The organism is Parerythrobacter jejuensis (genome assembly GCF_039536765.1).
Lineage (GTDB): Bacteria > Pseudomonadota > Alphaproteobacteria > Sphingomonadales > Sphingomonadaceae > Parerythrobacter > Parerythrobacter jejuensis.
This window is the reverse complement of the sequence record NZ_BAAAZF010000001.1, coordinates 1,916,459-1,935,365: the sequence shown is the minus strand read 5'-3', so window position 1 is coordinate 1,935,365 and position 18,907 is coordinate 1,916,459. Positions and strand designations below refer to the sequence as shown.

The window sequence follows — 18,907 nt, the reverse complement described above, 5'->3', positions numbered from 1 at the left end:
ATGAAGTTGAGGAACTCGTTGCATTGCTGCCTCGAGCCCTTCGGGTCGCAGGGACTAGCTACCAAAGGCTCCGATTCGCTGATTGTATGGAAACGACAAAACGTTTCAGCCGGGGCGGTTGGTGGCCAATTTCTTGTTACATTATAGTGACATCGTAGTGCTCGACACCGAGTCTCCGGCAGGGCATAGATGCCGCTGTATTATGGTTTTTTCCCTTCTTCGCCCCGCTATTCACGCGTTCGACCCCGAATCAGCGCACAAACTCTCTGTGGCGGCGCTCAAGCTGGCCCCATTGCCACATGCACGGCATGCCGATGATTCGCTGGCGGTGAATTTGGCGGGCCTGCGTTTCCCAACGCCCGTCGGGGTGGCTGCCGGCTATGACAAAGATGCCGAGGTTCCTGACGCACTGCTTGGCCTTGGTTTCGGCTTTGTCGAGGTGGGTTCGATCACGCCGCGCCCTCAGGCAGGCAATCCCAAGCCGCGCTTGTTCCGCCTGACCAAGGATCGGGCGGTGATCAACCGTATGGGTTTCAACAATTCCGGGGCAGATGTGGTCGAACGCAGGCTTGCAAAGCGCAAGAACCGTGGCGGTATGATTGGCATCAATATCGGGGCCAACAAGGATTCTGCCGATCGCATAGCTGATTATGCCGAAATGACCCGGCGCATGGCCCCCTATGCTTCTTATCTGACTGCCAATATTTCGAGCCCGAACACCCCTGGCCTGCGCGCCTTGCAGGATGAAGGTGCCTTATCCGGCTTGCTCGACGCTATCATGGAAGCACGCAGATCGCATGACGTGCCAGTTATGTTAAAGGTGGCGCCCGATCTCGAGCCTGCCGATATCGATGCGATCGCGCGGATCGGGATCGCAAAAGGCCTCGCTGCACTGATCGTTTCCAACACCACCATTTCGCGGCCACCGCTCCTATCCTCGGATGCGCATGAAGCCGGGGGCTTGTCCGGGCAGCCCCTGCGTGACCTTGCCTTGCAACGCCTGCGCGATTTTCGAACCGCAACCGGCGGCGCGCTCCCACTAGTGGGAGTCGGGGGTATCTCCTCGATTGAGGATGCCTGGACCCGCATCTGCGCCGGGGCGAGCTTGGTGCAACTCTATTCGGCGATGGTCTATGAAGGGCCCGGGCTAGGCCGGTCTATTGCGCGTGGACTTTCGAGAAAATTGCGCCAGCGCGGTATGACTTCGATTGAAGAGGCGGTCGGAAGCGAATAGCACCTGCGGCCATGAAACTGCGCACGCTCTTAATCGCCACCGGATCCCTTTTCCTCGCAAGTTGCTCCTCTGCCTATTCGGGCGAGGTCGAGACTGCGTCGCAAGCATCGCAGCCAGCATTTGCCGGAACTGTCGCATCAGCGGACCCGCGCGCCACAGCAGCCGGCGAGGAAATGCTGCGGCGCGGAGGAAGCGCAACCGATGCAGCCATTGCCACCATGATTGCGCTGACGGTTGTCGAGCCACAAAGTTCGGGCATTGGCGGCGGCGGCTTCATTGTCAGGGGTGCGCCAGGTGGGGAAGTCACCAGTTATGACGGGCGCGAAACGGCACCAGCCGCCGCTTCGCCCGACTGGTTTCTCGATGAAGACGGCAAACCCCTTCCGTCGCGCGAAGCGGTTCTGTCTGGCCTCAGCATCGGTGTGCCCGGCAATATCTCTGTCGCGCAAAGGGCACACGGGAAGCATGGCAAGCTGCCTTGGGCGACATTGTTCGAGCCCGCCATCAAGCTGGCACGCGACGGGTTCATCCTCAATCCGCGACTGAATGCCTCGCTTGACGGTTACGCCTATCGGGCTGGGCTGACAGAAGGTGGCAAGGCAACGTTTTACGCAGAGGGCGAAACTCCGAAGGCAGTAGGGTCACGAATCCTGCAGCCGGCACTGGCTGGAACCCTGGAAATGCTGGCCACTATGGGGCCCGATCATTTCTATTCCGGCCCCTTTGCCTCCGGCCTCGCGGACACGATCGCAGCCGCGACACCCCGGGCGGAGAAGATGACGATGGATGATGTCATCGCCTATCAATCCAAAGAGAGGGATCCGGTGTGCGGGGACTACCGTGGCTACAAGATCTGCGGCATGGGTCCGCCATCGTCCGGCGGTCTGGCTATTATCGCGATACTTGAGCAGCTCGAACGGTTCGACCTCGCAGCGATGGGTCCGAGATCGGTAAAGGCGTGGCACCTGTTCGTGGAATCGCAGCGTCTAGCATATGCTGATCGTGCACTTTACACCGGCGACGCGGACTTCGTCGACATCCCGGTCGATGGCCTGATCAGCCCTGCCTATCTTGCAGCCCGGTCGCAACTTATTGATCCGGACAGGAGAACTGCCCGCTTTGAAGCTGGCAAGCCGCCGAGCGCCCCGCAAGCGCGCGCGGTAGGCGAGAATTATCCTGATAGCGGCACCACCCATCTGGTCGCCATTGGCGCGGACGGGACGATGGTCAGTTACACCTCTACGATCGAGGGTGCGTTCGGCTCGGGCTATATGTTCGGAGGGTTCTACCTCAACAATGAACTCACCGATTTCAGCTTCCGGCCAGAGCGGGATGGTCAGCCCGTCGCCAATCGGGTGCAAGGCGGGAAGCGACCGCGCAGTTCGATGGCACCCACGGTTGTTTACGATCCGGACGGGAAGCCCCTGCTGGCGATCGGGGCTGCTGGCGGTCCGACCATTCCGATCCAGACAGCGCGATCGATCATCGGAGTGATCGACTTCGGCTTGTCGCTGGAAGAGGCGCTGGCGATGCCGATGATCATGGCATTCGGGCCGCGCGTCATTGTAGAGAAAGACACCTGGCTGGCTGATGCAGCGCCACAGCTCAATGCGCTCGGCCATGAACAGGTCATCACCAGTGCATTCCTGTTTCGGACCAATGCAGCTATGCGCACGCAAGATGGATGGACGGCGGCCCACGATCCGCGCCTGATCCCGCTATTGCAGATGCCGGCAGAAGACTGATCTGGATTCCTGCGCGCTTGCCGCCGCAAAACCAGAAGCCTAGAACGCCGACAACGAAGAAAACAATCTCAATCCTCCCCGGGAGCAGGAGTGCACCGCAGTGCAACTGAGCGATTTCGAAACCGCAAATAACCTCGTCGAACTATTCCTGAAGCGTGCTGACGAGAATGGTGACAAGCCATTCCTGGGCGCAAAGCACGATGGGACATGGCAAACACAGAGCTGGCGCGAAGTGGCGCAGCAAGTGTGTGTTCTCGCCGAAAACCTGCGCGGTCTGGGGCTGGCAGATGGTGACCGGGTCATGCTGGTGTCCGAGAACCGGCCCGAATGGTGCATCGCGGATCTCGCCATCATGGCGGCTGGCTGCATCACAGTACCCGCCTACACCACCAACACTCAGCGCGACCACATCCACATTCTGGACAATTCAGGCGCGCGGGCTGTGATTGTCTCGAACGAGAAGCTGTCGGATCCGTTGCTGCCCGCGATCATGCGGACGGGTATCGCAGAACATGTGATCCCCATCGATAGCATGCGCCCGCACCAGTCAGGGTCTGTAACCGTCAGTGCATGGGCCGACATGGTCCAGGGCGACGTCGATACTGCTCGCCAGGCTGTCGAATCGCGGTTGGCAGGGATTGGCCGCGATACCACTGCCTGCATTATCTACACGAGCGGCACAGGCGGCGCGCCGCGCGGTGTGCTGCAGCACCATGGCGCTATCCTTTGCAATGTCATGGGCGCGGCCGAAATTCTCGCAAATGATTTCGGGCTGGATGAAGAAGAGCGCTTCCTCTCCTTTCTGCCGCTCAGCCATGCTTACGAGCATACTGGAGGGCAGTTTTTGCCGATCGGTGTAGGCGCACAAATCTACTATTCCGAAGGCCTCGAAAAGCTCGCCAGCAATATCGAGGAAACCCGCCCGACAATCATGGTGGTCGTCCCGCGTCTGTTCGAGGTCTTGCGCACCCGGATTATGAAACAGGTTGCCAAGCAGGGCCGGATGGCAAACTACATGATGGACCGCGCCCTCGCGATTGGCGAGAAAAAGGCAGAAGGCAAAGGCCGGCTGCGCGACAAGCCGATGGACTTCATGCTCGAACGCCTGCTGCGCCCGAAGATTCGGCAGCGTTTTGGCGGACGGATCAAGGCGATGGTCAGTGGCGGCGCCCCGCTCAATCCCGACGTCGGCATCTTCTTCGAAGCAATGGGGCTGACCATGCTGCAAGGCTATGGCCAGACCGAGTCCGGGCCGGTCATCAGTTGCAACCGGCCCAAGGCGGGCATTGCAATGGAAACTGTCGGCCCGCCGATGCATGGGGTCGAGGTAAAGATTGCCGAAGATGGCGAAATCCTCGTGCGCGGCGAACTGGTGATGCAAGGCTATTGGCAGAACCAAGCCGAAACAGATCGTACATTGAAGGACGGCTGGCTGCACACGGGCGATATCGGCCATCTCGATGCCAATGGCCGGATTGTCATCACCGATCGCAAGAAAGACATGATCGTCAACGACAAGGGCGATAATGTTGCGCCGCAGAAGATCGAGGGCATGCTGACACTGCAGCCCGAGATTGGCCAGGCAATGGTTGCGGGTGACAAGCGACCCTATGTTGTCGGCCTGATCGTGCCAGATGCCGAATGGGCGCTGGAATGGGCGAAGGCCAATGACGAGAAGTTCGACCTGAAGGCGTTGCAGGACCTGCCAGCGTTCAAGACTGCCGTTCGCGCCGCGGTCGACCGGGTGAACAAGGATCTTTCAGTGATCGAGAAGGTGCGGCAATTCACTTTTGCCGATGAAGCTTTTTCGATCGAAAACGAAGAAATGACGCCGAGCATGAAAATCCGCCGCCACATGATCCGCGAACGGTATCAGGAGCAGCTCAACGGTTTATACCGGAGTTAGGCCGCCGTTCTCAATTTGGCCATGGTCATCACGTCCTCGTCAATCGAGGAGGCGACCCATTGGACTAGTCGTTTCTGGCAGAACCGCGGATCAAGCAGCCTCGGCTTCGATGAACTCCGGATAAAAGCTCGGTTGCTGGTCAGACCAGCCGGGCGCCGTTGCCGCAGCCTCACTCAGGCTTTGCAGCAGGATCTTGCGGCGCTCAGGGCGAATATCCGGCAGTGCGGACGCACCGACGAAGGCGCTGGGCAGCCATGGCCTGGCCTGAGCACCAAGCAGGCGCTCGTAGAGAAAGCGAAAAGCCGAAAAGCCTTCGATCCGCTCTTGACCGAGATCGAACGTGGCGACCCGGATTAGTGTGCCGATAAAGGTATCGATGCGGTCACCCGGGCCGATATGCGGCAATTCATCACGCAGAGCCTTGAGTTCCTGATAGGCCACATACTGGCTGCGGATCGCGATGTTCTCTTCTGCGTCCCGCGCCCAGACCTTGAAAGCGTCGCAACGGCCCAGGCCGATATCCAGGCTACGGCGGATATAGCGCTGCTCGCATGGACTGAAGCTTGCGAATTCGCGCATCTCGGCGATGGACAGCGATTGGGTGCCGGTGGTGGCCATGTTGCAATTCCCTTGTTGCACATTTGGGTGCTCAGGGGACTGTCGTCGAAGATGGTTAATAAAGGGTAAGAGCGGCCTTCACTCTCTGCCCTCAGCCCAGAGCGGCGATCGGCAGGAAAGGGTTAAATGAGGCCTGCCAACGGCGAAGACGGATCGGCGTATTTGCGCGTTGCCATGCGTCCTGAGAGATAGGCCTCCCGCCCCGCTTCAACAGCAAGCTTCATCGCCCGCGCCATCCGGATCGGATCCTTGGCCTCGGCGATTGCCGTGTTCATCAGCACGCCATCGCACCCAAGCTCCATCGCCACTGCCGCATCACTGGCCGTGCCGACGCCGGCGTCAACCAGCACCGGAACTTTCGCACCTTCGACGATCAGGCGGATCGTTACCCGGTTCTGGATGCCGAGGCCTGAGCCAATCGGCGCACCCAACGGCATGACAGCGACGGCACCAGCCTCCTCCAACTGCTTCGCAGCGATCGGGTCGTCGGTGCAGTAGACCATCGGGTGGAAGCCTTCATTGGCCAACACCTCACAAGCGCGAATGGTCTCGACCATATTGGGGTAGAGAGTGCGCGCTTCGCCCAATACTTCGAGTTTGACGAGGTCCCAGCCGCCCGCTTCACGGGCCAGCCTCAGAGTGCGAATGGCGTCTTCAGCGGTAAAGCATCCCGCTGTGTTGGGCAGATAGGTTGTCGTCTTGGGATCGATAAAGTCGGTTAGCATGGGTGCGTTCGGATCGCTGACATTCACACGGCGCACCGCGACAGTGACGATTTCAGCACCGCTCGCATCGAGAGCCGCGGCGTTCTGTTCGAAGTCCTTGTATTTGCCGGTGCCGACTATGAGTCGCGACGAAAAGGTCCGGCCCGCAACCGACCAGGTGTCAGCGCTCTCGCCTCCGCCCACGAAGTGGACAATCTCCAGCGCATCCCCATCGGAAAGCACAATCGAGTCGAGTTGGGCGCGGGGCGCAATCTCGCCATTGCGCTCGACGGCAACCTTGGCAGGCTCCAGCTCCAGTTCGCGGACCAGCGCGGCAATCGTGGCGGCGGTGGTCCGGCGGGTTTCGCCATTGACGGTCAGGGACAATGTTTCGCTCATGCCAAGCGAAATAGCGTTCAATGTGAGTGGCGCAAGTTGAGTATGTGGCCGAGCGAAACCAACGCGACCCCGATGATGGTCAATACAGCCTCTTCAATGCCGTGTGGGGCAGCCAATGCGCCCCCCATGAAGGTCAGCCCGGTCATCGCGACGACAAATGGCGTGCGACGGCGGTGACGTAGCGCCCCCCAGCCAATCGCGACGCCTGCAATTACACAGGCAAGCGCAAGGCCCCACCGATGGATTTCCGGGGCCAGGAGCCACTGGCCGCCCAGCCCGAGCGCCGAAACAACCACAATACTCGCCAGACAATGAATCGCGCACAGGCCCGACAAAGCAATGCCGGCTCGGTCGAGTCGAGACCTGTTGGAAAGGGCGGAGCGATTCATGCGGGTCCATTTATGTTATAGTATATCTTTTCGCAAGAGGTGATGCGTTCTTCGCAGCTTGCAACCCGGCCCGGCGGGCCCCATCAAGGGGCTATGGTTGTACAATCAGCTTTTCCGGCAAAATCGGCTGAATTGGCGAGCAAGAGTTCGCCAATCATCGATGGAGCGCCAGATCGGCTCGCCCGTTGGCTATATTTTGTCGCTGCCATGGTGGTAACGATTGTTGCGGTCGGAGGAATTACCCGCCTCACCGAATCAGGGCTTTCAATTACCCAGTGGCAACCGGTGACCGGCACCTTGCCCCCCCTGACAGAGGAAGCGTGGCTGGCCGAGTTCGCCGAGTATCGGGAAACGCCTGAATTCCGGCTTGAGGCCGGCCCGGCGGGCATGACGCTGAGCGATTTCAAGTTCATCTTCTTTTGGGAATGGTTTCATCGACTGATGGGCCGGCTGATCGGGCTCGCATTCGCGATCCCACTGGCCTTCTATTGGGTCAAGGGCCTGATCCCGACCGGCTACAAGCCACGGCTCCTCGCCCTGCTCGCCTTGGGCGGTCTGCAGGGCACATTCGGCTGGCTGATGGTCCGGTCGGGCCTTTCGGGCGACATGACCGATGTCAGCCATTTCTGGCTGTCTGTCCATTTGCTCACTGCCTTTATTACTTTGGCAGGGTTGATCTGGACCGCGCTGGACCTGCGGGCGCTGGCACGCGACCCATCAGCGGCGCCATCACGCCTCACCGCCATTTCGACCGTGACGGCAATCATTCTGTTCATCCAGATGCTGCTTGGTGCGTGGGTGGCGGGCCTGAATGCCGGGCTGGCCTCAGACACGTGGCCGTTGATGCAGGGGCGCTTCATTCCCGAATATGACACTACAAAGGGAGTGCTTTGGGCCATTACGCACGATCCCTTCCTGCTTCATTTCCTGCACAGATGGTGGGCCTGGGCAGCGGTTGCAGCCCTAATCGTTCTTGCGCGGGTTGTCCGCCCGATTGATCGCAGGGCTTCCGTGGCAGTGCATTCTGCCTTCGGCATCCAGATCCTGCTGGGTATCGCAACGGTGATGACGGGCGTCGCCTTGTGGATTGCCGTTGCCCACCAACTTGTCGGGGCTCTCCTCGTGATTGCAACAGCTTGGGCTGCGCATGTGGCAGGGCGAAAAGGAGCCACTGCCTGATGTCGGCAATGATCTGGGCGCCTTTCCCCGATCACGAGGCTGCGCGAACAGCCGCAGGCATATTGCTTGACGAGAAGCTTGTGGCTTGCGCCAACATATTGGGTTCGGTTGAATCGATCTTCGACTGGGGTGGCGAGAGGACGAATGCGGCAGAGATTGGCGTGCTGTTCAAGACCGATGCGACGATTCTAGACCAAGCAGTCGCCAGGATAGAGGATTTGCACCCGTATAAAGCGCCAGCCATCCTCGGGTGGCGCGCTGATGCTCCGGCGCGGGCGACGCGGGACTGGCTGGGCCTGCTGGCAGGGAAGATTTCGTAGATGGGCAGTCGCAGGCAATTTCTGGTCGGCACCGTCGGGATAGGGTTTGGCCTGCTGGCGCCCGCCCATGCGACCCTCGCCGCGAAGGTGATCGTTCCAGACAAGCTATGTACTTTGTCGCGTTCCCTTATCCGGACGCTGAGCGACGGCAATGCTATCTCCGTGAAGCGGGAGTGGCAGATCGGCTTTTCTGCGGTTTCGGGCGGCTTTGTGGTGAGCGGAAGGCAGATCGCTGTCAGCGTCGACGCCCCGCCGTCATTGGCCGGGCTGGCGCAGATGGAGGCTAAGCGGACTGAGACCAACTTGTTTCCTATCGAGCTCGACGCTTCCGGGCTTCTGCGGGCAGGGGTAGACCCGCTCACCCCGGCCTCCATGGACAATGCTCTCGCGAAAGCAGAGGATTTCTTAGCGGGCCAAGCGCCCAGTGACGATCTGAAGGCCGCTGCGCGGACGTTTGCCGCTTCCCTCGATCAACGGGCTGCAGGATTGCTTTCGCTCTTGCCGAGAGATCTGTTCTTCCCGCGAGACAAGGACTGGCGAGAGGCCAAAACGCTCGCCTTGCCTGGGCAACAGGCCGGAGAAATGACCATCGACTTCGCGGCGACAACTGATCCAGACTCTGGCCTGCTCGTGAGGGCGGATCGCACGATCAGCACACGTATCGGTAGTTCCAGCCGCCGATCGAGCGAGGTCTGGAGCCTTACCGTCTAGAGTCACGGTATTATTTTACCTCCTCTCAAACCCGCAAGAATGCTTGACTTAGAGGTGGTTCGCGACCATTTGCCGCGGCCAGAGCAGTCTCTCGCATGAGAGATTCGCGCCCATGACCGGAATCGCTCCGGGCATCACACAACAAGGAACGAGACAAGCCATGAAGGCGCTTACAAAGACCACCCGGTCGATCAAGCCGGCCGAGGTCGAGAAAAACTGGCACATTATCGATGCCGAGGGCCTCGTCGTTGGTCGTCTGGCAGCGATTGTCGCCAATCTGCTGCGCGGCAAGCACAAGCCCAGCTACACCCCGCATGTTGATTGCGGTGACCATGTCATCATCATCAATGCCGGCAAGGTGAAATTCACCGGCAACAAGATGACCGGCAAGACCTATTACAAGCACACTGGTCACCCTGGTGGCATCAAGGAAACGACCCCAGCCAAGGTGCTGGAAGGCCGCTTCCCGGAGCGCGTGCTTGAAAAAGCTATCCAGCGCATGATCCCGCGCGGCCCGTTGGGCCGTGACCAGATGCGTGCCCTGCACCTCTATGCCGGCACCGAGCATCCGCATGACGGCCAGAAGCCCAGTGTGCTCGACGTTGCCTCGATGAACCGCAAGAACAAGGCTGCCTCCTAATGGCTGACAAGAAAAAGACAGAAGAGACCGCAGCAGAAACTCCTGCAACGGAAACTCCCGAGACAGAAGCGCCGAAGACGGAAGCTGCTGCTGAAGAGCCCAAAACGGAAGAGGACCCTGCTAAGGAAGCCCCTGCTGAAGAAGCCAAGACCGAAACCGTTTCGGATCTGGCCGATCTTGGCGCGATTGCGGGCGATGCCCCCGATGCAGACGCAGCGACAGTCGCGGTAAGCACAGCGCCGCTGCGCGAGCAGGAGCTTGATGCGCAGGGCCGTGCCTATGCAACCGGCCGTCGTAAAGATGCAACGGCACGTGTCTGGATCAAGCCCGGCAAAGGCAAGGTCACCGTCAACGGTCGCGAGCAGGAAGTGTATTTCGCACGTCCGACGCTGCGCCTGATCATCAACCAGCCTTTCTCCATCACCGATCGCGAAGGTCAGTATGACGTGATTGCCACCGTTCGCGGCGGCGGTCTCTCGGGTCAGGCCGGTGCAGTGAAGCACGGCATCAGCCAGGCCTTGGCCAAGTACGAGCCGGAACTGCGCGCCACAGTGAAGGCAGCAGGCTTCCTGACCCGCGATAGCCGTGTGGTCGAGCGTAAGAAATACGGTCGTGCGAAAGCACGCCGTAGCTTCCAGTTCTCGAAGCGCTGATTTTCCAGTCTTGGAATTACGAAAAGGGCGGCCCAGCGGGTCGCCCTTTTTCGTTGGATGGCAGGCCCCCTTCAGGCCAATTCGAAGTCGCGCTGTTCGACCGAGATCGAACCATCTTCGGCAATCGTGACCACGTTGTAGGACGGTGCCGCACCCCGCAGTCTGGTCGACAGAGTTCCTGCTCCGATCATACGCATCGCCTGATTGCCACGCGATCGCACCATGTCGAACGGGAAGTGCACATGGCCGGTTAGGACCGCACTGGCCCCAGCCGCAGCCAGCTCTTCAAAGGCCATATCGCCGCGTATCGTCGGGTTCTTCCGATCGTCGTCCTTTGGCAACAACGGGTGGTGACAGGCAACCAGTTTCGGCCTTGGGTCAACAGACACTTGGGCGAGCCGCTCAAGAGCGGCATCGAGATTGCGCCGTGTAACGACACCATCAGACCACGGCCACCGCAACTGTGCAGGGACATTGGTGTCAAAAGGCACAATCAGAGCGTGATCGAGAGATAGCTCAGATCCCACGGCTGCTTCCAGCTCGCCAAAACGAGCATAGGGCCGGCGAAAACGCTCCCACAGATTGAAATAGGGCATGTCATGATTGCCGGGCTGCAACATGACCGGAACGCCAAGCCCGGCGAACCAGTCACGCGCCGTGTCATATTGGTGATGGGTGGCGCGCTGCGTCAGGTCGCCCGTGCAAATGATCGCATCGGGCTGCTCGGCCATCACCGCTTGCGCGAACCAGGCCATGGCAGCATCGTCCTCGACGCCGAAATGCATGTCACTCGCGTGGAACAGGGTCGTCATATCGCGCGCCATCCGCTCCGCCTAGCAGGTCTGGGGCGTGGCGAGAATCGGATTCACACGCGGCGATTCAGAATGAGCCAGGCCGCAAGACCATTAAGGCCGCTATAGCCGGCATAAGCCCATGCGATGCCCGGCCAGCCATTTCCGGCCAGCAACATTGCAGCCAGCAGAATGATGAATTCCGTGGCGAGCGTTAGCCGTCCGCCAAGCACGCGCGAAAAGCCCGGAATCTCTCCCAGTAGTGGGTGCTTGCTCTCCAAAACCGCTTTGTGGAGCGTAAAATTGCCGATCCCGAGCAAGAAGATTGCTAACAATGCCATGTGCCACACATTGGCGTAATCATTGGTCGGTTGCCAATGGTTGTTCGTCCGGGGAATTTCGCATTCCGTCCCGAAGCGCCCAATTTCGTCGACGCGATCACGCCTGTAGTCGAAGGCTGAATGCACCGACTGGCGAACACGCCTATTCCAAAAGTCGTGGAGAGCCTCTGACCCCCCTTGCAGGCCCACAGACGGAGGAAACAACGATGAAAACCCCCCTGATTGCCCTCGCAGCAACCGCAACCCTGATCGCTGGCACGCCCGCTCTGGCTGTCGAAACCGGCGACAACATGGTCGTCCAGTACCAGGATCTCAATCTTTCCAGCGTTAAGGGCCAGAAAACTCTTGAGCGCCGGATCGATGCAGCGGCGAAAAGGTATTGCCGCGTCGGTGCCCAGCGCAGCGGCACTCGCATCAGCAACTCGCAAGCAAGCAAATGCTACCGTGAAGCCAAGCGCCTCGCTCGCCAGCAGTTCGCCGAAGTGATCGACAACAACCGTTTGGGTGGCTGACGCAACCCCAGCTACCCGGAGGCTGTCCCCCAAAGGCCAGTTTCCGAGCCCCGAGCCGGATGCAGTCCCCCGGCTCGGGGTTTTTGTGTGTTTTCCGTGCGCTCTCTAGCAGATCTCTTGTCGGCCCTGCGGGCGGAACGCATCCGCGCCCTTTCCTTCCTGGGCAAAGCTCGGGCGGCCTGTCGGCCTTACGGTGCCTGTGGCCTCGAACTGGGGCGAAAATGAAGGTTTGGTCGCGAAGGGCGGCATCACGTGTTGCAAGGGCAACTGGACGCCCGCAGCGCCAACGGTGCGCCAAGATAGCGCGCCGCATCGCATAGTAAATCGGAAGAGCCCGGCAAGCAGCGCTTTTCAGCGTCCGGCCATGGCTTTCACCTTGGGCAAATAGGTGCGGCCAATCCGCAATGCCTCGCCATCGTCCAACTCGACAGACCAAACGCCCAAACCATCATGGCGCAGGCCTCGAATACCATCCTTGCGCAGGATGGTGGAGCGGTGGATCCGGATGAACTCCGCCGGATCAAGGCGCTTTTCCAGCCCGGCAATGGTCTGGAGGAGTAAGTATGTGCGATCTTCTACATACAGGCGCACATAATCGCGTTCTGCATCGATGCGGGAAACTTGCGCTGTTTCGATACGGATCAATTCGGACCGGTGCGGGACCCAAAGCTCTTCGAGCCATTGGCTTTCGGTACGAGCATCTTGCGCGCCGCCCTGGCGCGCCACAGCGCGATCAATTGCACGTTCCAACCGATCTTTGGCGACCGGCTTGAGGACATAGTCGACTGCATCGAGATCAAAGGCCTCGACCGCGAAATGATCATGAGCGGTCACGAAGATGACGGCAGGCCGTTTCTCCAGTTTGCCGAGCGCTCTCGCTACACCCAACCCATCCAGGCCGGGCATGGTCATGTCGAGCAGCACCAGATCAGGCTGCAGCGCCTCCACGAGTCGCAATGCCGCATCACCGTCGCTTGCCGTGCCCACCACATTGAGCTGGGGGATCTTGGCACAGATGACCTGCATCCGCTCCACGGCGAGTGGCTCATCATCGACAATCAGTGTGCGCAGGCTTTGTTCTTCGCTCAAGGGATCAACCTTTCCGTTCCAGCGGCAGGCGCAGTTCAGTGACATAGCCATCCGCGACCGGCCCTGCGGTGATGGTCGCATCGCGCCCAAAGCGTGCCTCTATACGGTCTTTTACATTTGCCAGCCCGATGCCGAATCCCGGCTTGGTGCCCTTCGGTACGCCCGGCCCATCGTCGGCAACACGGATCACCAAGCGATCAAACTCTTCATCGGCACTGACGGTGATGGTCACCGGCCGGTTGACCGGGGCAACGCCATATTTGACGGCGTTCTCGACCAGCGGCTGCAAGATCATTCCCGGTATGCGGCAGGACTCAAGCGGCCTTGGCAGAATGAACTCCGTCCGCAGTCGCTCCGGGAAGCGCAGCTCCTCGATTTCGAGATAGTGCTTTTGCAATTCGAATTCGTCGGTCAACAAGACGTCCGCAGTGATGTCATCCGCGAGGCTATGCCGATAGAAGCGCGACATCGCCTGGATCATTTCCTCTGCCCGATCCGATTTCCCCGTCAGCACCAGCGAGGATAGAGAATTCAGCGTGTTGAACAGGAAATGCGGATTGACCTGATAGCGCAGGCTTTGCAGCTCTGCCGCCTTGGCTGCCGATCGGAAACGTTCACCTCGTCTTTCGGCCGCTCGCGCCTGGGCGCCGGCAAGCATCGCGAGGTAGAGCGCCGCCCAGGTCAACAGCAGGTAATATCTGCTGAGGGCAGCATCGACGATCGGTAGCCAACGGCCCAGCCCCTCCTTCGCTTCCTCCAGCGTAAAGGTATACATCGGCTCCTGGTCGGGATCGCCATTGACCCCTTCACTATCGGTGTCTCGCGTGACCTGCCAATCGCGGGGTTGCGGAATTTCGACGAGCAGGTTGCCAGCCTCGTCGCGACGCAGGCTCACGCCGCGTTCTTCGGCGAACTTCTGGTACATCCGCTCCTGGAACTCGGCAAAAATGAATTGGTTGAACTGTGCGATCATCACAGCCCCCGGAAGGGAGATGATCAAGGCTACAACGATTTTGAGCCATGTCTTGCTTGCATCGAACAGCCGCAGGATCAACCAGATGACGAATGTAACGGCAGCCCCGACAGCGCAAACGAGAGTTCGGCGCAGGAGGAGATCGCTTTCCAGCTCCATCCCCACAAGCGACCCTCGGGCGGTAATCAGCAGAAAGTAGCAGAACCACAATCCGACAATGGAACCGAGCACATAGCGCAGTGGAAGGCGCACCGCCTCGCCGGCATGGGAAGTTTCATTTGCAAACATATTCTCGTTTTGCCTCTAGCCTGACACGGCCCACCGAGGCCAGCACCGCGGTCGAGCCGACTCTGGCATTTGTCGAAGGTCCATGTCGCTGGTCGGCGCGCTAACCCAGCAAGCCTTCCTCGGCGATGCGCTTTTTCCATTTGGCCGGGGCAAGCGTGTGCACATTGTTTCCTTCGCTATCGACAGCGACCGTCACCGGCATATCCTTGACCGTAAACTCGTAAATCGCCTCCATGCCGAGATCTTCGAACCCGACAACTTTCGATTCCTTGATCGCGCGCGCCACCAAATAGGCTGCACCTCCGGTCGCCATCAGGTAAGCGACCTTGTAATTGCTGATCACCTCGACCGCATTGTGGCCGCGTTCGGCCTTGCCGATCATGGCCAGCAAGCCGAGATCGAGCATCATTTCGGTAAACTTGTCCATCCGGGTTGCGGTGGTCGGCCCCGCCGGTCCAACCACTTCCCCCATCACCGGATCTACCGGCCCGACATAGTAGATCGCACGGCCCTTGAAATCGACCGGCAGCTCTTCACCGCGCTCGAGCATATCCTTGATCCGCTTGTGGGCGGCATCACGGCCTGTCAGCATCTTCCCTGACAGTAGCAGGCGATCACCATGCTCCCAGCTGTTCACCTCTTCCTGAGAGAGATTGTCCAGATCGACCCGTTTGGCCGCGCTGTCAGGCTGCCAGTCGACCTTGGGCCACTGCTCCAGATCCGGTTGCTCGAGATAGGCCGGGCCCGAGCCGTCGAGCGTGAAATGGGCGTGCCGTGTCGCCGCACAATTCGGGATCATTCCCACAGGTTTGCCGGCCGCATGGCACGGCCAATCGAGAATTTTGACATCCAACACTGTTGAAAGCCCGCCAAGGCCTTGCGCCCCAACGCCTTGGGCATTGACAGCATCGAAGATATCGATCCGCAATTGCTCGATGTCATTTTCCGCCCCACGCTTCTTGAGCTGGGCCATATCGATCGGATCCATCAGGCTCTGCTTGGCAAGTTTGAGGCAGTGCTCGGCCGTGCCCCCGATGCCGATCCCCAACATGCCGGGCGGGCACCAACCTGCGCCCATGGACGGGATCTGCTCGACAACCCAGTCGACGATATTGTCGCTCGGATTCATCATCTTGAACTTGGATTTGTTCTCGCTGCCTCCGCCTTTGGCCGCGACATCGATGCTTACTGTGTCGCCCGGCACCATTTCAACCGACAGGACGCTAGGCGTGTTGTCACGGGTGTTGCGGCGGGTAAATGCCGGATCAGCCAGGATCGACGCGCGCAGCTTGTTCTCGGGGTGGTTATAAGCCTTCCGAACACCGTCATCGACGATATCTTGCAAGGCGCGCTTCGAATCGAGACGGCAGTCCTGGCCCCACTTGACGAAGACATTGACGATGCCCGTATCCTGGCACAGCGGGCGATGCCCTTCGGCGCACATCCGGCTGTTGGTCAGGATCTGCGCAATGGCGTCTTTCGCTGCCGGGCCTTGCTCAGCCTCGTAAGCATCACCCAGGGCGCGTATATAGTCCATCGGATGGTAGTAGGAAATGAACTGCAAGGCGTCGGCAACGCTTTCGACCAGGTCGTCTTCACGGATCGTTACCATGTCACTCATCGACGCATCACTCCTTCTCGTAGAACCGGCGCCCCCATAGTCTCACCAGCCGCTAGGCGTCAAAGCACTTGGCGCATGCGCAACGGGCCTATAAAGCGGCAATTGACGAACTGTATTGTTGGTGTAATACAGCTCTACGAACGAGGTAACATGATCGATACTGCCACCCGTCCTATGGATTTTGCCGCCGCGCGTCGCGCGATGATTGACAGCCAGCTGCGCACCAGCGGGGTCAATACGCCGCTTGTTCTGTCGCGCATGATCAGCGTTCCGCGCGAACAGTATGTGCCCGAAAGCGCCCGTGGCTTCTGCTATATGGACCGCTCTATTCCGCTCGGCGAAGGTGGCATTCTGGCCCAGCCGGTCGCTCACGCCAAAATGCTGGAAGAGGCCGACCTCCAACCGGCGGACACTGTCCTGATCGTCGACAACGGCAGTGGGTATCTGACGGCGCTGGTGGAGCCAGTTGTAGCGAAGGTTGAGTCGATAACACCGACAGACGCAGCCGGAAGCAAGAAGCGCGGACCTTACAGCTTGATCCTGATCGATGGCGCGATCGAAGCAAGTACGCCCGCCCTGGCAAAGCGGCTAGCTGAGGATGGCCGGATGGTCACCGGGCTCATCGAAAACGGTGTAACCCGGCTCGCGACCGGTCGGCGCCAAGGAAAAGAAATTGCCTTCCTGACCGTCGAAGATATCGCTCTGCCCCGACTGGCCCAATTCGATGCGCCGAAAGGCTGGAGTTTCTGAACATGATAGGGAGGGGCCGGATCGCAGCCTTGTTGTGTGGCGCTGCCGCACTGGTGGGAACACCAGCGCAGGCCGATACGCTGCGTGAGGCCCTTGTCAAAGCTTACGAGACCAACCCCACCTTGCAGGCTGCTCGCTCTCAACAACGGGCCGAGGACGAGAATGTCCCGATCCAGCGCGCGCAGGGTTTGCCCAATATATCCTCTACGACGCGCTACACGGAGTTTCCCAAGGTTTCGCCCAACAGTTTCACTGCTCCTCAGCGTGTTCTCCAAATCGGGCAGACGCTGACTGTTCCGGTGTATTCGGGCGGAGGGGTCAAGAATTCCGTGAAGGCGGCCAAAGAGCGCGTATCTGCAGGGCAGGCAAGCCTACGCGGGACCGAATCAAGCGTGTTCAGCCAAGTTGTCGCGGCCTATATGGACGTATTGCGCACGCAGGCTCTGGTCGGGCTGAGTGCGAACCAGGTCGATGTGCTCACAATCAATCTCGAAGCAACCAGTGACCGCTTCGAAATTGGCGATTTGACCCGGACCGATGTCGCCCAATCCGAATCGCGCCTAGCTGTGGCCCGAAGTGACTTGCGCTCTGCCCAGGCCAATTTGATCCAGGCGCGGGAGACCTATATCCAGCTGGTCGGGGATGCGCCGAACGATCTTATGCCGCCGCCGCCGCTGCCAAATTTGCCCGATTCGCCTTACACTGCGGTTGATACCGCGCTGGAACACAATCCGGACTTGATCGCGGCGCGTGAACAAGCCGAAGCTGCCGGCTATGACGTGAAAGCCGCGGGCGCCGGACGATTGCCCACTGTTGGCTTGTTCGCCAACAGCAATTATACCAATTATTTCAATACGCTGGGTGGGCCGATCGCGCAGAATTTCCGCCAGGTCGAAAAGACTGCCAATGCGGGCGTGCAGATCACAATCCCCCTGTTCCAGGGAGGGGCGCCCGCTGCCCGTCAACGGCAAGCGCAGGCCCGCGAAAGTGCTGCCCTCGAGCAGATAATTGCAGCTGAACGCAACGTCATCGCTCAGGTACGCGCATCCTATTCGAGCTATCAGGCCTCGCTCGAAATCATCGAGAGCTCGCAAACTGCGGTGTCCGCTGCGGAACTGAGCCTTGAGGGCGTCAGAGCGGAGAACTCGATCGGTAACCGCTCGATTCTCGATGTGCTCAATGCCGAACAGGAACTGGTCCAGGCCCAGGCACAATTGGTGACCGCGCGCCGCAACGCCTACGTCGCAGGCTTTTCGCTCTTGGCCGCGATGGGCAAGGCAGAAGCGCGCGATCTCGGCCTGGAGGGCGGCACATTGTATGATCCAATGGACAACTACAGAAGGGTCCGGGGCAAGCTGCTGGACTGGGATCGTGATCCTCAGCCTGTCGCAAAGAGCACAAGAACCGTTGACATTCCGCCCGCAAGTGCGGAGATTCCCGGCGACGTGACGGCAGCGGAAACACCGCAGCCGTAATTGCTTGAGGGGGATAGGGCATGCGCCAGGAAGGCGAAGCCTCGGTCGAGGAAATACTGGATTCGATCAAGAAGGTAATCGCTCGCGATAATCGCGCTGGCGCGATGGAAGCGCGCAAGCGTCGCGAAAGCGAAGCCGCAGCCAAGGATCGCCCCGAGCCCGTCTCGGAGGAAGAAGCCGAGGAAGTGCTCGAATTGGGCGCTGAAGAAATGGTCGAAGACGAGGCAGTGGTCGACTTCGGTGAAAGCGCCGACAACGACGCTAACGAAGCCCTTCTGACAGACACTGCACGCGATGCCATGCGCGACAATCTCGCCGCTCTAGCCATGTTGGCAGAGCCGGGCGCCCCACCCCAGATCGTACGTTCAGGGGAAACCTCGTTGGAGGGGTTGGTCCGCGAAATGCTGCGCCCGATGCTGGCCGAGTGGCTCGATACCAATCTGCCACCGATGGTGGAGCAGATGGTCCGGGACGAAATCTCGAGGATCGCTGGCAAGCGCGGGTAATTTCCGCCGGGTTGGTTTGTCCCGTCAAAAATTCTTGCAGCGATGCGGCGAAGGCCTAAACCT

General features: G+C 59.8%; 20 protein-coding genes. 12 read left to right on the top strand and 8 right to left on the bottom strand.

Translation table 11 applies throughout. The annotated features are described in order from the left end of the window. Positions 1 to 202 precede the first annotated feature (202 nt). The 3 genes from ABD653_RS09585 to ABD653_RS09575 all read left to right on the top strand — a co-directional run bounded on the left by ABD653_RS09585 (position 203) and on the right by ABD653_RS09575 (position 4,885). Positions 203 to 1,234 carry a quinone-dependent dihydroorotate dehydrogenase gene (locus ABD653_RS09585; protein ID WP_160778470.1) on the top strand — a complete coding sequence of 344 codons (1,032 nt, stop codon included), beginning with the start codon at positions 203 to 205 and terminating at the stop codon, positions 1,232 to 1,234. Between the two features lie 11 nt (positions 1,235 to 1,245). Next, the gene (gene ggt, locus ABD653_RS09580) at positions 1,246 to 2,979 is read left to right on the top strand and encodes a gamma-glutamyltransferase (RefSeq protein ID WP_160778469.1); all 1,734 of its coding nucleotides are present in this window, start codon (positions 1,246 to 1,248) and stop codon (positions 2,977 to 2,979) included. Positions 2,980 to 3,079: 100 nt separating this feature from the next. Continuing rightward, positions 3,080 to 4,885 (top strand): AMP-dependent synthetase/ligase, encoded by a 1,806-nt coding sequence (locus ABD653_RS09575; protein WP_160778468.1) that lies wholly within the window; start codon positions 3,080 to 3,082, stop codon positions 4,883 to 4,885. 90 nt (positions 4,886 to 4,975) lie between these two features. Here ABD653_RS09575 and ABD653_RS09570 read toward each other — a convergent pair whose 3' ends face one another. The 3 genes from ABD653_RS09570 to ABD653_RS09560 all read right to left on the bottom strand — a co-directional run bounded on the left by ABD653_RS09570 (position 4,976) and on the right by ABD653_RS09560 (position 6,995). Beyond that, on the bottom strand, positions 4,976 to 5,503 hold the full coding sequence (locus ABD653_RS09570) for a hypothetical protein (protein ID WP_160778467.1): 528 nt from the start codon (positions 5,501 to 5,503) through the stop codon (positions 4,976 to 4,978). A gap of 122 nt (positions 5,504 to 5,625) precedes the next feature. Further along, positions 5,626 to 6,606, bottom strand: a complete 981-nt coding sequence (gene thiS, locus ABD653_RS09565; RefSeq protein WP_160778466.1) for a sulfur carrier protein ThiS — start codon at positions 6,604 to 6,606, stop codon at positions 5,626 to 5,628. 17 nt (positions 6,607 to 6,623) lie between these two features. Continuing rightward, positions 6,624 to 6,995, bottom strand: coding sequence for a MerC domain-containing protein (locus ABD653_RS09560; protein WP_160778465.1), 372 nt, complete (start codon positions 6,993 to 6,995; stop codon positions 6,624 to 6,626). Between the two features lie 93 nt (positions 6,996 to 7,088). On the opposite strand from ABD653_RS09560, the gene ABD653_RS09555 reads away from it, so the two are divergent. The 5 genes from ABD653_RS09555 to rpsI all read left to right on the top strand — a co-directional run bounded on the left by ABD653_RS09555 (position 7,089) and on the right by rpsI (position 10,498). Continuing rightward, a complete protein-coding gene (locus ABD653_RS09555) occupies positions 7,089 to 8,174 on the top strand; it encodes a COX15/CtaA family protein (protein WP_160778464.1) in 1,086 nt (361 codons plus the stop codon). Then, the gene (gene cutA, locus ABD653_RS09550) at positions 8,174 to 8,494 is read left to right on the top strand and encodes a divalent-cation tolerance protein CutA (RefSeq protein ID WP_160778463.1); all 321 of its coding nucleotides are present in this window, start codon (positions 8,174 to 8,176) and stop codon (positions 8,492 to 8,494) included. Before ABD653_RS09555 ends, cutA begins: the two co-directional genes overlap by 1 nt. Further along, positions 8,495 to 9,205: a hypothetical protein gene (locus ABD653_RS09545; protein ID WP_160778462.1), complete on the top strand. Its 711-nt coding sequence runs from the start codon at positions 8,495 to 8,497 to the stop codon at positions 9,203 to 9,205. It abuts the gene before it with no gap. Positions 9,206 to 9,365: 160 nt separating this feature from the next. Then, positions 9,366 to 9,845: a 50S ribosomal protein L13 gene (rplM, locus tag ABD653_RS09540; protein WP_160778461.1), complete on the top strand. Its 480-nt coding sequence runs from the start codon at positions 9,366 to 9,368 to the stop codon at positions 9,843 to 9,845. A 167-nt stretch (positions 9,846 to 10,012) separates the two neighbouring features. Next, on the top strand, positions 10,013 to 10,498 hold the full coding sequence (gene rpsI, locus ABD653_RS09535) for a 30S ribosomal protein S9 (protein ID WP_234032250.1): 486 nt from the start codon (positions 10,013 to 10,015) through the stop codon (positions 10,496 to 10,498). 71 nt (positions 10,499 to 10,569) lie between these two features. On the opposite strand, the gene ABD653_RS09530 is transcribed toward rpsI, so the two are convergent. Together ABD653_RS09530 and ABD653_RS09525 are read right to left on the bottom strand one after the other, a co-directional pair. Beyond that, positions 10,570 to 11,322 (bottom strand): metallophosphoesterase family protein, encoded by a 753-nt coding sequence (locus tag ABD653_RS09530; RefSeq protein WP_234032129.1) that lies wholly within the window; start codon positions 11,320 to 11,322, stop codon positions 10,570 to 10,572. Positions 11,323 to 11,363: 41 nt separating this feature from the next. Then, a complete protein-coding gene (locus ABD653_RS09525; RefSeq protein WP_160778459.1) occupies positions 11,364 to 11,630 on the bottom strand; it encodes a hypothetical protein in 267 nt (88 codons plus the stop codon). Between the two features lie 206 nt (positions 11,631 to 11,836). Between ABD653_RS09525 and ABD653_RS09520 the strand changes: the two genes are divergently transcribed. After that, positions 11,837 to 12,142: a UrcA family protein gene (locus ABD653_RS09520; protein ID WP_160778458.1), complete on the top strand. Its 306-nt coding sequence runs from the start codon at positions 11,837 to 11,839 to the stop codon at positions 12,140 to 12,142. A gap of 351 nt (positions 12,143 to 12,493) precedes the next feature. On the opposite strand, the gene ABD653_RS09515 is transcribed toward ABD653_RS09520, so the two are convergent. From ABD653_RS09515 to ABD653_RS09505, 3 genes are all read right to left on the bottom strand, one after another. After that, the gene (locus ABD653_RS09515; protein ID WP_234032128.1) at positions 12,494 to 13,231 is read right to left on the bottom strand and encodes a LytR/AlgR family response regulator transcription factor; all 738 of its coding nucleotides are present in this window, start codon (positions 13,229 to 13,231) and stop codon (positions 12,494 to 12,496) included. A 4-nt stretch (positions 13,232 to 13,235) separates the two neighbouring features. Continuing rightward, the gene (locus ABD653_RS09510) at positions 13,236 to 14,492 is read right to left on the bottom strand and encodes a sensor histidine kinase (protein ID WP_160778457.1); all 1,257 of its coding nucleotides are present in this window, start codon (positions 14,490 to 14,492) and stop codon (positions 13,236 to 13,238) included. Positions 14,493 to 14,592: 100 nt separating this feature from the next. Further along, entirely contained in the window at positions 14,593 to 16,104 is a 1,512-nt protein-coding gene (locus ABD653_RS09505) for a fumarate hydratase (RefSeq protein ID WP_160780326.1), read from the bottom strand. 159 nt (positions 16,105 to 16,263) lie between these two features. Between ABD653_RS09505 and ABD653_RS09500 the strand changes: the two genes are divergently transcribed. The 3 genes from ABD653_RS09500 to ABD653_RS09490 are packed head-to-tail and all read left to right on the top strand — an operon-like array spanning position 16,264 to position 18,844. After that, positions 16,264 to 16,863: a protein-L-isoaspartate O-methyltransferase family protein gene (locus tag ABD653_RS09500; RefSeq protein WP_160778456.1), complete on the top strand. Its 600-nt coding sequence runs from the start codon at positions 16,264 to 16,266 to the stop codon at positions 16,861 to 16,863. A gap of 2 nt (positions 16,864 to 16,865) precedes the next feature. After that, positions 16,866 to 18,338: a TolC family outer membrane protein gene (locus ABD653_RS09495; protein ID WP_160778455.1), complete on the top strand. Its 1,473-nt coding sequence runs from the start codon at positions 16,866 to 16,868 to the stop codon at positions 18,336 to 18,338. 20 nt (positions 18,339 to 18,358) lie between these two features. Then, positions 18,359 to 18,844, top strand: coding sequence for a DUF2497 domain-containing protein (locus ABD653_RS09490; RefSeq protein ID WP_160778454.1), 486 nt, complete (start codon positions 18,359 to 18,361; stop codon positions 18,842 to 18,844). Positions 18,845 to 18,907: the final 63 nt, after the last annotated feature.

Bases quoted from the DNA above. Each gene is read 5' to 3' on its own strand.
- ABD653_RS09585 (WP_160778470.1), top strand. From the start codon at position 203: ATGGTTTTTTCCCTTCTTCGCCCCGCTATTCACGCGTTCGACCCCGAA.
- rplM (WP_160778461.1), top strand. From the start codon at position 9,366: ATGAAGGCGCTTACAAAGACCACCCGGTCGATCAAGCCGGCCGAGGTC.
- ABD653_RS09490 (WP_160778454.1), top strand. From the start codon at position 18,359: ATGCGCCAGGAAGGCGAAGCCTCGGTCGAGGAAATACTGGATTCGATC.
- ABD653_RS09560 (WP_160778465.1), bottom strand. From the start codon at position 6,995: ATGAATCGCTCCGCCCTTTCCAACAGGTCTCGACTCGACCGAGCCGGC.
- ABD653_RS09525 (WP_160778459.1), bottom strand. From the start codon at position 11,630: ATGGCATTGTTAGCAATCTTCTTGCTCGGGATCGGCAATTTTACGCTC.
- ABD653_RS09555 (WP_160778464.1), top strand. From the start codon at position 7,089: ATGGTTGTACAATCAGCTTTTCCGGCAAAATCGGCTGAATTGGCGAGC.
- thiS (WP_160778466.1), bottom strand. From the start codon at position 6,606: ATGAGCGAAACATTGTCCCTGACCGTCAATGGCGAAACCCGCCGGACC.
- ABD653_RS09570 (WP_160778467.1), bottom strand. From the start codon at position 5,503: ATGGCCACCACCGGCACCCAATCGCTGTCCATCGCCGAGATGCGCGAA.
- ABD653_RS09505 (WP_160780326.1), bottom strand. From the start codon at position 16,104: ATGGTAACGATCCGTGAAGACGACCTGGTCGAAAGCGTTGCCGACGCC.
- ggt (WP_160778469.1), top strand. From the start codon at position 1,246: ATGAAACTGCGCACGCTCTTAATCGCCACCGGATCCCTTTTCCTCGCA.
- ABD653_RS09510 (WP_160778457.1), bottom strand. From the start codon at position 14,492: ATGTTTGCAAATGAAACTTCCCATGCCGGCGAGGCGGTGCGCCTTCCA.
- ABD653_RS09530 (WP_234032129.1), bottom strand. From the start codon at position 11,322: ATGGCGCGCGATATGACGACCCTGTTCCACGCGAGTGACATGCATTTC.
- ABD653_RS09500 (WP_160778456.1), top strand. From the start codon at position 16,264: ATGATCGATACTGCCACCCGTCCTATGGATTTTGCCGCCGCGCGTCGC.
- ABD653_RS09545 (WP_160778462.1), top strand. From the start codon at position 8,495: ATGGGCAGTCGCAGGCAATTTCTGGTCGGCACCGTCGGGATAGGGTTT.
- ABD653_RS09495 (WP_160778455.1), top strand. From the start codon at position 16,866: ATGATAGGGAGGGGCCGGATCGCAGCCTTGTTGTGTGGCGCTGCCGCA.
- cutA (WP_160778463.1), top strand. From the start codon at position 8,174: ATGTCGGCAATGATCTGGGCGCCTTTCCCCGATCACGAGGCTGCGCGA.
- ABD653_RS09520 (WP_160778458.1), top strand. From the start codon at position 11,837: ATGAAAACCCCCCTGATTGCCCTCGCAGCAACCGCAACCCTGATCGCT.